The organism is Halorubrum salinum (genome assembly GCF_024494575.1).
In the GTDB taxonomy this organism is placed as follows: domain Archaea; phylum Halobacteriota; class Halobacteria; order Halobacteriales; family Haloferacaceae; genus Halorubrum; species Halorubrum salinum.
Genome location: NZ_JANHDO010000001.1, coordinates 550,713 through 564,507, shown reverse-complemented (window position 1 = coordinate 564,507; position 13,795 = coordinate 550,713). Strand labels below are relative to the sequence as shown.

At 63.9% G+C, this 13,795-nt stretch carries 20 protein-coding genes; 11 read left to right on the top strand and 9 right to left on the bottom strand.

Annotation, left to right across the window (positions count from 1 at the left end):
- Position 1: 1 nt before the first annotated feature.
- The 6 genes from NO930_RS02895 to NO930_RS02870 are packed head-to-tail and all read left to right on the top strand — an operon-like array spanning position 2 to position 2,527.
- On the top strand, positions 2 to 295 hold the full coding sequence (locus tag NO930_RS02895; protein ID WP_256402419.1) for a hypothetical protein: 294 nt from the start codon (positions 2 to 4) through the stop codon (positions 293 to 295).
- Complete coding sequence (locus tag NO930_RS02890) at positions 295 to 1,377, top strand: hypothetical protein (RefSeq protein ID WP_256402418.1); 1,083 nt, start codon at positions 295 to 297, stop codon at positions 1,375 to 1,377. Before NO930_RS02895 ends, NO930_RS02890 begins: the two co-directional genes overlap by 1 nt.
- Entirely contained in the window at positions 1,374 to 1,820 is a 447-nt protein-coding gene (locus tag NO930_RS02885) for a hypothetical protein (RefSeq protein ID WP_256402417.1), read from the top strand. Before NO930_RS02890 ends, NO930_RS02885 begins: the two co-directional genes overlap by 4 nt.
- Positions 1,817 to 2,029 (top strand): hypothetical protein, encoded by a 213-nt coding sequence (locus NO930_RS02880; protein ID WP_256402416.1) that lies wholly within the window; start codon positions 1,817 to 1,819, stop codon positions 2,027 to 2,029. The genes NO930_RS02885 and NO930_RS02880 overlap by 4 nt, the downstream gene beginning before the upstream one ends.
- Positions 2,026 to 2,259, top strand: coding sequence for a hypothetical protein (locus NO930_RS02875; protein ID WP_256402414.1), 234 nt, complete (start codon positions 2,026 to 2,028; stop codon positions 2,257 to 2,259). Before NO930_RS02880 ends, NO930_RS02875 begins: the two co-directional genes overlap by 4 nt.
- A complete protein-coding gene (locus NO930_RS02870; protein ID WP_256402413.1) occupies positions 2,252 to 2,527 on the top strand; it encodes a hypothetical protein in 276 nt (91 codons plus the stop codon). The genes NO930_RS02875 and NO930_RS02870 overlap by 8 nt, the downstream gene beginning before the upstream one ends.
- Before the next feature lie 10 nt (positions 2,528 to 2,537).
- Here NO930_RS02870 and NO930_RS02865 read toward each other — a convergent pair whose 3' ends face one another.
- The 4 genes from NO930_RS02865 to NO930_RS02850 all read right to left on the bottom strand — a co-directional run bounded on the left by NO930_RS02865 (position 2,538) and on the right by NO930_RS02850 (position 4,854).
- Positions 2,538 to 3,287: a hypothetical protein gene (locus NO930_RS02865; RefSeq protein WP_256402412.1), complete on the bottom strand. Its 750-nt coding sequence runs from the start codon at positions 3,285 to 3,287 to the stop codon at positions 2,538 to 2,540.
- A gap of 1 nt (position 3,288) precedes the next feature.
- Complete coding sequence (locus tag NO930_RS02860; RefSeq protein WP_256402411.1) at positions 3,289 to 4,296, bottom strand: hypothetical protein; 1,008 nt, start codon at positions 4,294 to 4,296, stop codon at positions 3,289 to 3,291.
- A 70-nt stretch (positions 4,297 to 4,366) separates the two neighbouring features.
- Entirely contained in the window at positions 4,367 to 4,603 is a 237-nt protein-coding gene (locus NO930_RS02855) for a hypothetical protein (RefSeq protein ID WP_256402410.1), read from the bottom strand.
- On the bottom strand, positions 4,600 to 4,854 hold the full coding sequence (locus NO930_RS02850; protein WP_256402409.1) for a hypothetical protein: 255 nt from the start codon (positions 4,852 to 4,854) through the stop codon (positions 4,600 to 4,602). The genes NO930_RS02855 and NO930_RS02850 overlap by 4 nt, the downstream gene beginning before the upstream one ends.
- 141 nt (positions 4,855 to 4,995) lie before the next feature.
- Between NO930_RS02850 and NO930_RS02845 the strand changes: the two genes are divergently transcribed.
- The 4 genes from NO930_RS02845 (at position 4,996) to NO930_RS02830 (ending at position 6,707) form a co-directional block, all read left to right on the top strand.
- Positions 4,996 to 5,211, top strand: coding sequence for a hypothetical protein (locus NO930_RS02845; RefSeq protein ID WP_256402408.1), 216 nt, complete (start codon positions 4,996 to 4,998; stop codon positions 5,209 to 5,211).
- Between the two features lie 160 nt (positions 5,212 to 5,371).
- Complete coding sequence (locus NO930_RS02840; protein WP_256402407.1) at positions 5,372 to 5,536, top strand: hypothetical protein; 165 nt, start codon at positions 5,372 to 5,374, stop codon at positions 5,534 to 5,536.
- Positions 5,533 to 5,670: a hypothetical protein gene (locus NO930_RS02835; protein WP_256402406.1), complete on the top strand. Its 138-nt coding sequence runs from the start codon at positions 5,533 to 5,535 to the stop codon at positions 5,668 to 5,670. Before NO930_RS02840 ends, NO930_RS02835 begins: the two co-directional genes overlap by 4 nt.
- A complete protein-coding gene (locus NO930_RS02830; RefSeq protein WP_256402405.1) occupies positions 5,667 to 6,707 on the top strand; it encodes a tyrosine-type recombinase/integrase in 1,041 nt (346 codons plus the stop codon). The genes NO930_RS02835 and NO930_RS02830 overlap by 4 nt, the downstream gene beginning before the upstream one ends.
- A gap of 256 nt (positions 6,708 to 6,963) precedes the next feature.
- Here the strand turns inward: NO930_RS02830 and NO930_RS02825 are convergent, their stop codons facing one another.
- The 3 genes from NO930_RS02825 to NO930_RS02815 form a co-directional block, all read right to left on the bottom strand.
- On the bottom strand, positions 6,964 to 9,408 hold the full coding sequence (locus tag NO930_RS02825) for a DUF2309 domain-containing protein (protein WP_256402404.1): 2,445 nt from the start codon (positions 9,406 to 9,408) through the stop codon (positions 6,964 to 6,966).
- Positions 9,398 to 10,882 carry a proton-conducting transporter transmembrane domain-containing protein gene (locus tag NO930_RS02820; protein ID WP_256402403.1) on the bottom strand — a complete coding sequence of 495 codons (1,485 nt, stop codon included), beginning with the start codon at positions 10,880 to 10,882 and terminating at the stop codon, positions 9,398 to 9,400. The genes NO930_RS02825 and NO930_RS02820 overlap by 11 nt, the downstream gene beginning before the upstream one ends.
- Positions 10,883 to 11,161: 279 nt before the next feature.
- The gene (locus tag NO930_RS02815) at positions 11,162 to 11,668 is read right to left on the bottom strand and encodes an Lrp/AsnC family transcriptional regulator (protein ID WP_137784245.1); all 507 of its coding nucleotides are present in this window, start codon (positions 11,666 to 11,668) and stop codon (positions 11,162 to 11,164) included.
- Positions 11,669 to 11,749: 81 nt separating this feature from the next.
- Here NO930_RS02815 and NO930_RS02810 point away from each other — a divergent pair, with 81 nt between their 5' ends.
- Positions 11,750 to 12,226: a universal stress protein gene (locus NO930_RS02810; protein WP_137784244.1), complete on the top strand. Its 477-nt coding sequence runs from the start codon at positions 11,750 to 11,752 to the stop codon at positions 12,224 to 12,226.
- A 46-nt stretch (positions 12,227 to 12,272) separates the two neighbouring features.
- Here NO930_RS02810 and NO930_RS02805 read toward each other — a convergent pair whose 3' ends face one another.
- Both NO930_RS02805 and NO930_RS02800 read right to left on the bottom strand, forming a co-directional pair.
- Complete coding sequence (locus tag NO930_RS02805; RefSeq protein WP_256402402.1) at positions 12,273 to 12,896, bottom strand: DJ-1/PfpI family protein; 624 nt, start codon at positions 12,894 to 12,896, stop codon at positions 12,273 to 12,275.
- A gap of 151 nt (positions 12,897 to 13,047) precedes the next feature.
- On the bottom strand, positions 13,048 to 13,737 hold the full coding sequence (locus tag NO930_RS02800) for an SCO family protein (RefSeq protein ID WP_256402401.1): 690 nt from the start codon (positions 13,735 to 13,737) through the stop codon (positions 13,048 to 13,050).
- Positions 13,738 to 13,795 lie beyond the last annotated feature (58 nt).

Sequence of the window (13,795 nt, the reverse complement as noted above, 5' to 3'; positions counted from 1 at the left end):
AATGGCTACAAGAGATCAACTCACCGACGAACGAGTCCGCGCACTCATCACCGAACTGGGTAACGCTGGGATCATCCACGAGGACGAGGCCGGCCAACTCGCGGCTACCCGAGAGTTCGAGGAAGCATCTGAGGTGCGCGAGTCGACGCCTAAGCCGCCCGCAGTCACCCGTACTAAGGTCTCGGCGGCGACACACCAAGAGTTTCAGGACGCCCGGACAGCCGACGATCTCCAAACGCAGATCGATCTCATCTGGCACGTCCTGACTGGACGCGATCCGTCCGGGGGTGGGTGATGGCCGCGGGACCGTCTGGCTTCTACGGCGACGCAGCCGCCGCGGACCCGTCCGGAGGGTCGACGGACAGCCCCGACGACGATGGGGGACTCGGCGGAACAGCGCCGGGCTCAGACGATGATGACGACAACGAGGGTCCGACTGGCTTCTACAACGACGCGCCCGCCGCGGACCCGTCCGGTGGGTCCACGGACAGCCCCGATAACGACGAGAGCAGCGGCTTCGGTGGCTCAGACTCTGGCTCGGACGACTCGGGTGGCGGCAGCGGGTGGGTATCCACTCCGCCCACGCCAGATGTGGACTACGATCTGACGTTCGAGGACAAGAGCCCGTCCGACTGGCTTGAAGAGGACTTCGGCAACCTGTCGGGCGGTGGGTCCGGTAACTCGACGGGCAGCGGCTCGGACGGCGACCCGTCGGACACATCAGAGGGGCCAGCAGGGTTCTACTCGGACGCCAGCGCCGGCACGCCGATCGACACCGGCGCGAGCGATGAGACGGAGAGCGAGGCAACCAGCAACAACACAACCAACGACATGACAAACGACTACGACACGGATGATCTGTCCGGGTTCTTCGGCGATGCCGCGGCCGCCGATGAAGACGGCACCGCGACGGATTCGGAGGCCGAAGAGTGGACGCTCCCCGAGCGGCTGCAAGACGTGGAGATCACCGCCGACAGTTACGGTGACTTCGACCGCGGCGGGATGGCCGGCGTCGACTCCGAGGACACGGTAACGCTCACGAACGACCAGTACGGCGAAGTGTTCTTCGGCGAGAACGAGGAGGGCGAACAGACCCTCATGGCCCCGGAGGGCTTTGAACTGGACAGCGAGGAACAGGACGCCCTCACGAGCCGGCTGGAGGCGATGGCCGGCGCACAGGAGCAACAGCAGCCCCAGCCACAGCAGCAGCTACCGGCGAACTTCGAGGAGCGTATCGCGGCGCTGATGGCGTCGCTGCCGGTTCCGGACCAAGCTGGTGGCTCGTCCGGAGGCGGCGGCCTCTCGCCCGTGCTCGGCCTCGTGGCGCTCCTAGCAGTGGGAGGTGGGGCGGTCTACTACGTGGAGTCGAACGGATGAGCGAGAGCGAGCCCTGGACCGATCAGGAGTGGGAGGAGATGTCGGCGTGGGAGCGGCTCACCCGACTCCCGCAAGAGTTTGAGCGCCGTAGCGGCCGGCTCGACGGCGACGAACTCACGGACGCCGGAGAGGGCTCCACGATCGACGTGGACACGGGCAACGTCTTGGGGGTGGTGCCGCTCTTCGACGCGACCGGCGCGGGGGTGGACGCCGACCCGACAGAGACGCCAGATCTGGGCGGCCTCACGTTCACTGAGTGGCACGCCGACAATCGCGAGGAGGCGGCGGACGCCGCGGCCGATGCGGGGCTCTCGCTGCTCGATCGGATCTGGGAGATCGTGCCGCTGTGGGCGTGGGGACTCGGCGCGGTCGTGCTCGCCGGGGTCGCCTACACCTACCTGCGACCGGCGATCACCGCGGTGCAGGGGGTAGTCCCCGGATGACGCCGACCGTGCAGTTCGTGATCGCCGTCGCGGCGGGGATCACGGCGACGGCAGCATGCGCGACAGCCGCGTTCACAGCGGCGATATATCGCGGCTTCAAGCGACTTGAGCGGACGGTCTACGGCTCGGATCAAAACGAGGCGTGGAACGGGCTCATGGAGATGGCACTCCGGAACCGCGAAGTGCTTGAGGAGGAGGGCTACCTGTGATCGACGCGATCGCGGGAGCAGTCGGCGGGAACCTCCCGGTGGCCGCGGCGGTCCTGATCGCCTACATGGCCGGCGCTGCGACGCCGGGCGGATACGCGATGGAGCGGATCAACGGATTCGGCCGCGTGGTCGCCTCGAAACTGCCGTACCAGCCGCCGCCGGGCATGGAGGAGACGGAAGCACTCGAAGCAGCGAGCGAGGGCGTCGACGGAGGTGCGACCGATGAGTGAGCTGTTCGACCCGGAGGAGGAACCGGACGGGGACGCCCTCGCGCCGCATCACTTCTACGTTGGCGTAGCGCTGGCGCTGTTCGGTTTCGCGTCGATCTGGCCCTACTACCCGGCGACGGGTGCTGGCTTCGCGTTCATCGGTCTGCTCGTCGCTCTCGACGACGTGGTCGAGCACATGACCGGCTTCCCGACGCCACTCGATCAGGTGTGGAAGCTGGTAGTCTATCCAGTAGTACGGCAAATTGAAGGAGACAGTGATTCCCGATAGTGGCTTAGGATCAGAACTCTAGCCGCAGTTCGACTTCTTCTTGACGTGAGGCATCCTCAAAATCAATATTCACCTTGAGCACGTCACTTCGTCGGGTTTCTGCGCTGTGCGATAACTCGAACGTTTCTCGAAACGCTCTGTGAGGTTCTAATTCCCCGTCTCTCGTTGCATCTGCATTCAAACTCACGTCTTCTGGGGTTTCTATTGATAGCTCCCATGGGATTGTCTCTTCCCCATCATTTTCGATTTTAATTGTGAGCGGTTGTGTGCCTGATTGCGATTGAAAGACGCGGATCGAGTTGGGGATAACCTTGGTAGTGATGTCCTCATATTTCTTTATTGGCCCAACGAGGAACAGATTAATTACCATGGTTATCACCCCTATAGGAGCAAATGGCACGACGTACTTAATAATGATTTGCTGCTTACTGGATGTGAAAATGCCAGCTATCAAATGGATGTCTAATACGACCGCTGCAATGGTGTGAGCGACAAAATACGCAAAAATGGCAGATAATACTAGTAACACCGGTCTTGCATACTGATTCATCTTCCTGATAAAATCGATCTCTATGGATGTCGATTGCTCAAACGAATAGAGTATGTTAAACAAAGAGAAATAAACTGCAAGGAGCAAAACAACGCTCAAACCTATCCAGTTATTTATAGAACGGCTGATTGCGTCGGCAGACAACAGTCCAAATACAACCAATGTTAACGAGAGTAGATACTGTACCTCAAATTGAAGATCTCTCGCCATTCTAGATGTCTACGAAATAATCCTCGTAGGATTCAAATAAGAAATCAAAAGCTTCCTGGACCAAATCAGGTCTCTCCTCGACTTTTCCTTTCTTTTCAACACTAACCTGCCCCATGCTATCGGTGTATCCGCTTTTGAACGAGTACCATTTTCCATCTAGGAGGAACTCACCTTCCAACCGGACAATTCTGGAATCGTGTTCATCCCTAAATCGACGCACTTCGTCGTTTTCCATTATGTCCGTTCTGCCTCCAATTTTCACATCCTTCAGATTAGCTTCGTCGAGTAGGAGATTCACCAGATCTATTTCTAACACGAGAGGATCATCGACCCCAACGGTCCGTTGACTATGTTTTTCAACCAGTCTCTCATTGAGGTCGTCTACAAACTCCTGAACAAGGTCATTCGCCCGGAGATTACTAAATTCACTATGTCCAACAGAAGTTGTCTCTATACCTAATGAATCAAATTTGCTAAGTAATCCCGAAGCTTTGGCTGTTCTTGTACAGTCAACAAAAACAGCGTCATTTTCAAAATTAATTTCAAAACCAGTTTCGTAAAGCGTCTGCTGTTTTTTAATCTCGTTTCTTGGAGTCAAAGAATAGTTGATAGACTCTGTCCAATGAATTCCCTTTACCACATCTCCGTTTGCCTCCGAGATCTCGAATCCCGGCTCAACCAGTTTATTATCATCATCAAAATCAGATTCTTCGTTTAGAAGAACTTGTTCGACCCGTTCGTGTTCCGGTATATCGTCTAGTCCTGAGCTGATATGATTCAACTCAGATACATATCTACTGTATGGCTGCCTTTCAAGTTCGATTTTAGCGAGTCTGTGTTTCAACTCCTCAAATTGTTCGTCAGTCCAGCCGTCTTGTAGTAGCCGTTCAATTAGCTCACTTGATTTTCGACTTGTAAAACTTATATCGCGTTCATCGATGATGTTTCTTATAATATTGATCGGGACCATCTCAAGTGCTGTTCGCACTTCTTCATTGCGAGGAGGCATTATATTGACAGAATTCGGGAGAGGGTTATATTAGTTATCATAAAATATCAGGTATGTTTTAGCTTTTATACTACACAAACGCCTGCGTCTGATTCTCCGCATGCTCGCCAACGACTTCGTCGACGCCCTCGCGGTCTGCCATCGCCTCGTGGAGCGACTCGCCCGTCATCATCAGCTCGTTCATCTCGTCGGCCTCGTCGATTCCCTCGTCCCACGCCTCGCGCTCGCCGGGAGCGAACACTCCGTTCTCGTCGAGCCGAGCAACAAGCTCGCGGAGATCCTCGCGATAGGCTTCGATCAGCGTCACCGGCCACCCCCTCCGTTCCCGTTCCCAACTTCCCGCTTCCGTCGGTCGACCTCCTTCCGCACGGCCGCCTCAACGAGTTCGAGTCGTTCCTCCCGCTGGTAGGATTCGTATGCCTCGTCAAGAATTGGGTCTACGTGCTGGCGCATCTTGATCGCATGTCGAATCCATTCGCTCTTGCTATCCCCGTAGGATAGCTCAGACTCGATCTGCTCCTCCAGTTCGTCGTCCAAACGGAGGCTTGTCTGTCCCATGTGTTCTAGTCTTACTGTAACACCGTAATACTGGCGTTGGAGGCGTGTTGTTGAATTACCATACACCAGTTTTATTGTAATACAGAATTACAGGGTAGATGCATGGCGCAAGCAAATGCTAGCGGGAACTCACGAACCCGCGTGAACGTACAGCTTACAGATCGCCGGAAGATGGAGCTAAACCGGATCGCGTACCAGCTCTCTGAACCGGGCGACACGGTCACCGTCTCGGAGATCATCCGAGAAGCGGTCGAGGACTACGTCGAGAAGTTCGATACCGATCCCAACCGCTGCGCTCCGCGAGAGCGTGGTGGATTCGGCGGTATCGAGTTAGAAATCGATGAAGGGGCCGCGTGATGACTCTGCCTAAGGACTCCCCACGCGCCCCCTCTGGCGAATCGCACGCGAGTGACGAAAAGCCTCCGAACAGAAGATCTCGGACACACTTCGACGCTCGCGATGTGCTGGCGGATCGTCTCGACGGCGGGACCGTCAAGCAAGCGGTGGAGAACAGAAGATGACGCGGTCTGCCACGGTCACGCTCCGGTCCAACCGCGGGACGAATGTCGAGGAGGTGGAGGCGAGCGTGCTCGCGACGGATGCGGCCCTGATCGACAAGGCGCGCCGACAGGCGGGTATCTCGGGCACCGAGTTTCGAACTGGCGAGGTGCTACCGGCGTGACCCGCGTACATATCGTCTGCCGGGACTGCGAGCTTGAGGAGGTGAAGTCTTCGAAGACGGTCGCCGCGAGCGCCGCGCTCCGCCACGAGGACGAGACCGGCCACGAGACCGACTACGAGGTGGTCGACGAGTGACGGACCTCGAACCGATCGAGCCGGCGAAGGCCGTCGACCTGTACCTGCGAGGCCGCGAAGACATCAGCGAGAACACCCGCGAGTCCCAGCTCTACGACCTCCGCGCCTTCGTCGCGTGGACCGACGAGGTGGGCCTCACCAACATGAACGAACTGTCCGGCCGCGACCTCTACGAGTTCCGCGTCTGGCGTCGCGACGGCGGCTACTCCGGACAGAAGATCGAGACCGTCACCCTCCGAGGGACGCTCGCGACGGTCCGCGCGTTCCTCCGGTTCTGCGCGACGATCGACGCCGTTGAGCCGGAACTCTGGGACAAGCTCCCGCTGCCGGTCGCCGGCCGCGACGAACAGGTGAGCGACAGCACGCTCGATCCGGAGCGCGCCGTCGAGATTCTGGAGTTCCTCGACAAGTACGAATACGCCGGTCGCCGCCACGTCATCCTCCTGATGCTGTGGCATACCGGCTGCCGGACCGGCGCGCTCCGCGGGCTCGATCTCGGCGACCTCGACCTCGACGGGAGCCGCGCCCGAGGCGAGGGGCCGGCGGTTCACTTCGTCCACCGACCGGACACCGGCACACCCCTCAAGAACAAGGGACCGGGCACCCGCTGGAACGCGATCAGTCAGGAGGTGGCGACGGTCCTTCGCGACTTCATCGACGGCCCGCGGAAGGATGCGACCGACGAACACGGCCGACAGCCGCTACTGTCGACCAAATACGGACGGATGAGCACCTCGTCGATCAGGGACAACCTCTATCGCATCACGCGGCCCTGCTGGCGCGGAGAGGAGTGTCCCCACGACGAGGACCCGGACACCTGCGAGTTCACGCAGAGCGGCTACATGAGCCGCTGTCCGTCTGCGCGGGCTCCCCATGACGTGCGGAGCGGACGGGTCACGGCGTATCGGCGAGCGGACGTGAAACGCGATCTCGTCGAGGACCGGCTCAACGCGAGCGACGACGTTCTCGACAAGCACTACGATCGGCGCAGCGAGCGCGAAAAAGCGGCGCAGCGACGGAGGTACTTCGACATATGAACCGACGAGCACTACAGCGGCTAGCGACGGGTAGCAACGGCAGAGATCATGCGTTCGGGGAGGGCGGACTTCCGTTCCGGTCGATCCGCGACCGACTGTAGATCGACTTGTCCCCCGTCCCCGCGAGCGAAGCGAGCGGGGAACAGCGAGACGACCGTAGGGAGTCTCGCGCGTTTCAATTTCGGGGAGGGCGGACTTCCGTTCCGGTCGATCCGTGACCGACTGTGAGCCCTGAATCTGTCGACGCCGTCCGCTCCTAGTCGTCCGCGACGGCGGGCGCAGTCGGTGTCGCCGTCTCCGCATCGACCGCGTCGGACGCCGGTGTCCACTCCAACTCCTCCTCGTAGTGGAACGCGCGGTGGTCCTGCGTCGGGTCGACGACCGTCAGAGAGAGCCAGCCGTTGTCGAGGAGTTCGCTCAGTTCCTCGTGAGCGGCCAAGACGTCGGCGACGCGGTCGACCGGCGCGTGGATCACGGTCGAGAGGCGGAGCGGCTGGTGGTACGGCGTGTCGTCGTCGACCGAGAGCGACTGCGAGGGGAGTCCGGTCATCAGGTCGCCGCCGTTGCCCTGATACACGCCGACGTTGCCGACCGGATTCTGCGTCACCTTCGACCCGCCGCCGTAGACGGCGTTGTCGACCGTCGAGAAGTAGTACTGGGCGTTGATCCACTGGGTGACGACCATCGGCCCCGTGAGGATCGCTTCGAGCGCGTCGCCGTCGGGGTCCGTCGACCAGTCGTACGAGTGGAGGAAGGCGCGACCGTCGAGGTCGAGGCCGCTCGTCAGGTCGCGCGGGCCGACGACGAACCCGGCGTTGCCGGCGAGTCCCCATTCGGGACGCGTCTCGGCCCAGTCGGCGGCGCGGCGTTCGGCCTCGGCGACGCCCGTCGAGCCGTCCGCACCCATCGATTCGAGACGTTCGGCCGCCGCGTTCTCCCGGGCGGTCGCGAGGTCCGCACGCAGCTGGTCGAGGTCGTCCGCGTGGCTCTCGGGGACGCCGTCGTCGAAGAGGTCCACCTCGTCCGTCGTCGTGTTGTGTTGACCGGCCAGAAAGACCGTGTCGTCGGGGATATCGAACCCGCGGTCACGGAGGTCTGCCCTGACGGCCTCGTCGTTGCAGATCGCCGCGAGGATGCGGGCGTTCGGACCGCCGGGGTTGCCGGCGCAGGCGCCGCAGTCGAGGCTCGAACCGTACGGGTTGTTCGCCGTCTCGCTCGCGTGACCCGTGAAGACGACGAGCCGGCCGAACGCCTCCCAGCCCATCAGTTCGAAGGCGGTGGCGGCGTACTCGACCTTCTCGTCGCGGGTCAGTCCCACGGGCAGGTCGTCGGCGTAGGTGTGTTGGTGGTGGACGAGTTGGTCACAGAACTCGTGGGTGTCGGGCGTCGCGTCGTCCGCGGTTTCGAGGGCGTCGCGGACGCGGCCGGGGACGAGCGTGCGGGCCGCGAGCGCGAGCCCGTACCCGCTTCCGGCGCTCTCGACGAAGCCGAACGCGGTGGCGGGGTTCGTCTTCAGCGTCTCGATCACCTCGCCCGCGGCCTCGCGGAGGTTCGAGAGGCGGTCGTGGGTCGTCTGTGTGTCCCTGTCGACCGGGACTTCGGAAACCCGGTGTTGCGGGTCGAGGATGGGCGGACAGGCGTCGACCGACACGTCGGAGCCGTACTCCTGATACTCCACGGGGACCCCGAAGAAGCCGGCGTACCCGTGCGTCTCGTACTCGCCGGTCGCCTCGACGTGACGGCGGAGCACCTCCGAGCGCGTGTCGATACAGAAGACGAGCTGCGCGTCGGGACGACCGTCCGCGTCGCTCTCTGCGACGGCTTCGTCGGCGGCACGAGCCTCGCTCTCGTCCGCGACGCGGTCGACGAGGTCGTCGCGGTACGTCGCCTCCCACGCGCTCAGGAACGCTTCCGCGAGCGCGTCGTCCGGCTGGGTCTCGGGGTCGTCCGATCCGACCGACGGCTCGATGTCGACGTCGAAGGCGGAAGACAGCGCGAGCCGGGCCGCGAGGTAGCCTTCGAGCGTGATCGGATGCGCGGACTGCCACGCGCCGCCGTCGGCCGCGCGTTGTTTGATCAGACCGGTCCAGCCGGGGAGCGCGGCGAGCTGCTCTTCGAAGATGGGGACGAACTGGCTCTCGGGGTGGGCGTCGAGCACGGCGTCGATGGCGTCGATCGGCGACGACGGAAGCTCCGCGATATGCTCGCCGTCCGGAATCTGTCCGTCGATCGCGGCCACCGAGCGGAAGGCGCTGTAGAACCCGTCCTCGCGGTTCGGCATCGGCCACTTCGCCTGTCCCTCGTCGAGGAACGCCGACAGCCACTTCGTCAGCACGCGGTCGACCCGGTCGGCGTCCGAGCGCTCCGCGCCGGCGTCGGCGTCCGGACGCTCCGCGTGAGCCCCGGTTTCAAGCCGGTCCAGAAGGGTTTCGGGGTCGGCGTCGTAGCCGCGCTCTGCGAGTTCCGCCCGGAGGGCCTCGGGATCTATCTGTCCGCGATCGAGGGCCGCCCGGAACGTCTCGGGACTCGGGTACCCGCGGCCGCCGAAGAGGGCAGACGCCTGCGCGACGGCCTCCCCGAACGGCACGTCCTCGAAGCCGGACAGCGGGTTGGCCGTCACGAACGAGTGGATCGGCCACATCGGTCCGACGGTGGCTGCTGCTTTGTCGATACGGTCCGCTATCGTGTGGTCAGTGCTCATCGTAGTTCTCCGTGGCGGTCAAAACGGTGCTTGAGACGGGCTGGCTCGCGTTCAACAGCGCGACGTAGAGGCGCTGGCTCCGCTCGTGGACGCCGGTCTCTATCGCGACGTAGACGGCGAGGAAGACGGCCGCGACGAGCACGTGCGCGGCGCTCAGCTGGGTCGGAGCCGCGACGACCGGAAGGCCCGACAGGACGCCCGAGATCGCCTCGTAGACGAGCGCGTAGACGGCGATTGCCGGGAGAAAGACGAGCGGGACCGCGCCGTAGCGGGCGTTCGCGGAGAGGGAGGTGTGCGTGACGGCGCTGCGAGCCGCGTGGAGCGTCGTGAGCACGACGAACACCACGAGCAGGAGGCCGCTGTCGACGCTCGTTCCCTTCCCGGTGAGGACCGCGAACAGCGCGCCGCCCGCGACGCCGGTCGGTAGGACGACCGCGGCGCCCGCGAGGCTCGTCCCGCTGGCGTCTTCGTCGGCCGGACTGGTGTGTTCGACCTGTGCGCCCGCGCTGAGAAAGTGGTACGCCTTATAGAATCCGTGCAAGACGAGGTGCGTGACGGCCGCGCCGAAGAAGCCGAGGCCGGCCTGCATGATCATGAATCCCATCTGTCCGACCGTCGAACAGCCCAGCTCGCTCTTGGCCGCCGCCTGAACGGATTTGAGCAGCTTTCCGAGCAGGGCGCTCGTCGCGCCGACGGCCACGACAGCGAGCATGAACGTGGCGTCGACGGTCACGACCGGCGCGAAGCGGAGGAGCAGGATGCCGCCCGCGTTGACGAACCCGGCGTGCATCAGAGCCGAGGCGGGGGTCGGAGCCGTCATCGAGGAGAGCAGCCACCGGTGGAACGGGACGAGAGCGGACTGGATCATCGCGGCGAGGAGGAGCGCCGCCGCGGCGACGAGCCACGCCGGCCCCCCGAGGCCGTCGGCGGCAGCGGCGACGCCGGATACCGACGTCGCGCCGGTCGACCACCACAGCACGGTCAGCGCGACACCGAGCAGCCCGCTGCTGGCGAGGAAATACCGGCGTGCGACGCGTGCGGCGGCCCGCGCCTGATCCCAGCCGTCGAGGGTTCCGATGAGGTTCGCCATCACGAGCCCCATCGCCAGCCACAGGCCGGCGAACAGGACGAGGTGGTCTGCAGCCACGAGGGCCATCACGGCGGTCGTGAATCCGAACACCCCGAGGAAAAAGCCCGTCTCGTGGGCGCTTCCGGCCATGTAGCGGCGCGAGTAGCTGTGGACGATCCCGCTGAAGAAGGTGACGACGACCCACATCAGGGCCGTCAGGCCGTCGACGGCGACCACGCCGGGTACGCCCCACGGGCCCTCGGTCCGAACGCGAGCGACGAGGACGACGACGCTCGCCGCGAAAAGCGACCACACGAGCCACGTTAGTACGACGGGCACGAGCGGCGACTCCGCCGTCGTGTCCGGAAGTGCTCCGACCGTCGGCTTCGAGCTGTGTCCTGACATCGTGTAGCCCATCGGACGACCAGCGCCTGTGAGCGAGGCGGATCCGGAATCCGCATCTGGTCGCTTCTACCTGCCTCTAATAACAGAACGCGTATTAAATCTGTTTGTATTCACAAACCGTTCGTGATTTTCCCATTATAGAACGTTATGGTTTTGTGGGTGGTGTCGCATACGGCCGTCGCCACGTCACCCGAGAGCGTGTCCTCTGGCGGGTGAGCGGATAGATTGTCCGGCTGAGAGAAGCGCGTCTTCGGCCGACGCCGGTGTGTCGTCGGCGGACTACGAGGCGTCTTCGGCCGACTGGGAACCGTCCGCAGTGCGGTCCCCGGAGTCGAACTTCCCGAACGGGGTCGTCTCGTGTGTGCGCACGAGCACTTCGTCGGCCACGGTGAGGTCCATGTCGATGAGCGCCTGTGCGACGGGGGTGATGTCGCCGTCCGTCTCGCCGACCGCGGTCACGAGGAGGTTCTGTTCGCCGGTGACCAGCTCCTGGACCGAGACGACGCCGTCTATGGCCAGGATGTCGTCGATCAGGTCACCGCGCTCCACGATCGACGCGGTACAGTAGAGCAACATCCTGAGCGGATACCCCGACTTCTGGTAGTCGACGCTCGCGCTGTACCCCTTGATCACGCCGTCGGATTCGAGCCGTTGAATTCGCTTGCGAACGGTGCTGTCCGAGGTGCCGGTCCGCTCCGCGATGTCGCCCGACGACATGTTCCGTGCGTCTTCCTGGAGCGCGTACAGGATCGCCGTGTCCACGTCGTCGATCTCCTCGTCGGCCATGTCCGCCTCTCCGGGAGGGAGCCACTTTACCTTTTAACGTCACCGACAGCGTATTTATCCCCGGTGTGCAACGCTTCCAACATGACCCTCGTCGTGGTCCCCGTTCGATACCCACCGTCGTCTCACTCGGAGGCGACGCTGCGGGAGGCCGTCCGCGTCGCGGAAGAGCGCGACGCCGAACTCACCGTCCTCCACGTGGATCTGTACCAGAACTCGGGGGGCGTCTCGCGCAGCGACCTCAAGCGCGCGGTCGAAGAGCGACTGGGCCGACTGGACCGCGCCCGGTACGTCGTCCGCCGCGGCTTCCTCGTCGAGGAGACCATCCTCGAAGAGATAGTCGCCGAGGGAGCGGACGTCGTCGTCATCGGCTCGAAACAGGCGGGTCGCTGGCGGCGCATGGTCCAGAAGCTGCTCTCGGACCCCGACATCGACTCGTTCCTCCGCAGCGAGCTGGACTGCACCGTCATCACCGTGGACGCCGACGGCGGCACGACGAGCAACGAGGCGGGCGAGAGCCCGAGCGACGCGGCACCGCTCCCCGACGACGGCGGCGACTGACGGGGAGAGCGGTTTCGGAGTTTCCCGCGCCTCTCGACGCGCTCGCCTACGCTGGACCGGCGACGTCTCCCCGCCGTTCGTATTCGAGGACGGTCGCGACGCGCGCTGCGGTCGGCTCTCCGAACTCCCGTTCGAGAAGGTACAAGGCGAGGTCGATCCCGGAGGTGATCCCGCCCGCGGTGATCAGGTCGCCGTCGTCGACGACCCGCGCGTCGACGACCCGCGCGCCTGACTCGCGGAGTTCGTCGAGCGCCGACGCGTGTGTGACCGCCCGGCGTCCGTCGGTGACGCCCGCCTCGGCCAACAGCATCGATCCGGTACAGACCGAGGCGATAGTCACGTCAGCGTCGTGGTACCGGGCGAGCGCGTCGGGCAGGTCGCCCCGCTGCGCTTCGGCCCACGCGCTCGCCTCCTCGTTGCGCGCGCGCCACCCGCCGCCGGGGACGACGAGCAGGTCGGGGGCGTTCGCCGCGGTCGGATCCGGCAGCGCGCCGTCGACGCCGACGCGCGTCCCGTGGCTCGCCGTCACCGTCTCGCGCTCGTCGAGCGTCACGTACCGGACGCGGCCTGCATCGGCCGCGTCGACCGCGAACGCGTGATCGAACACCTCGTAGGGGCCGATCCCGTCGAGTTCGTCGAAGCCGTCGTACACCACCACGTCGACGTTCATACCGGCCGTGAGACGGCGACGGATATGTGTGTTGCCCTCATGTGACAACCAGGCATGGGAACGACCGGGCGGCGATCGGTGGTGATTGGCGGTGGAGTGCGATAGATGGCGATTGCGGTCGATGAATGGCGATTGCGATCGGCTGGCGACGTCAGCGATCGGCGAACGCTTCGACGACGGTGCTGACGTCGTCCGCGACGCGCTCGCGGTCGATCCGCTCGCCGCGATACGCGCGCTCGACGACACCGTCGGGGTTCACGAGCAGGGTCACGACGAGGTGGGTGAAGTCGTACCCCTCGATCCGCGAGCGCTCGGTCGTCCGCTCGAAGCCGATTCCCAGCCGCTCTTGGACCACCGTCTTCGCGCGCTCCGGGCTCTCCGGGCGGAGGTAGTGCCAGTTGCCGGCCGCGAGGTCGACGCCGATCGTCTCGGCGTTGCGCCGCAGTTGCGCCTCGTCGTCGCGCTCGGGATCGAACGTGATCGGGAGGAAGAGCGTCTCGTCGGTGAGCCCCGCCTCCGCGATCCGGTGTTGGACGCCCACCAGCCGACGGAGGAGGATGCTACACTCGACGGGACAGAACGTGAACACGCCCGTCACGAGCGCGGTCCGGTTGAGCGCCTCGCTGTCGATCGTGATATCGGCGATCGGGTCGGTGAGTTCGAACGCGGGGAGCGGTTGGCCGTACGCGGGGTACGAGAGGTCCTCGCTGTCGGCGATCTGGTCCTCCTGTGGGTCGAGGACGACGCCCGCTGGGTCGTCTCCGAACAGCCGCGCCGTGCATCCGGCGGTCGCCGCCGCCGTCAGCGCGCCGACGCTCCCGAGCAGCCTCCGGCGTTCCATACCCGATCGCAGACGCCGTCCGGCCATAACGCGTCTGGTGCGCCCGTCGAACGCGCCG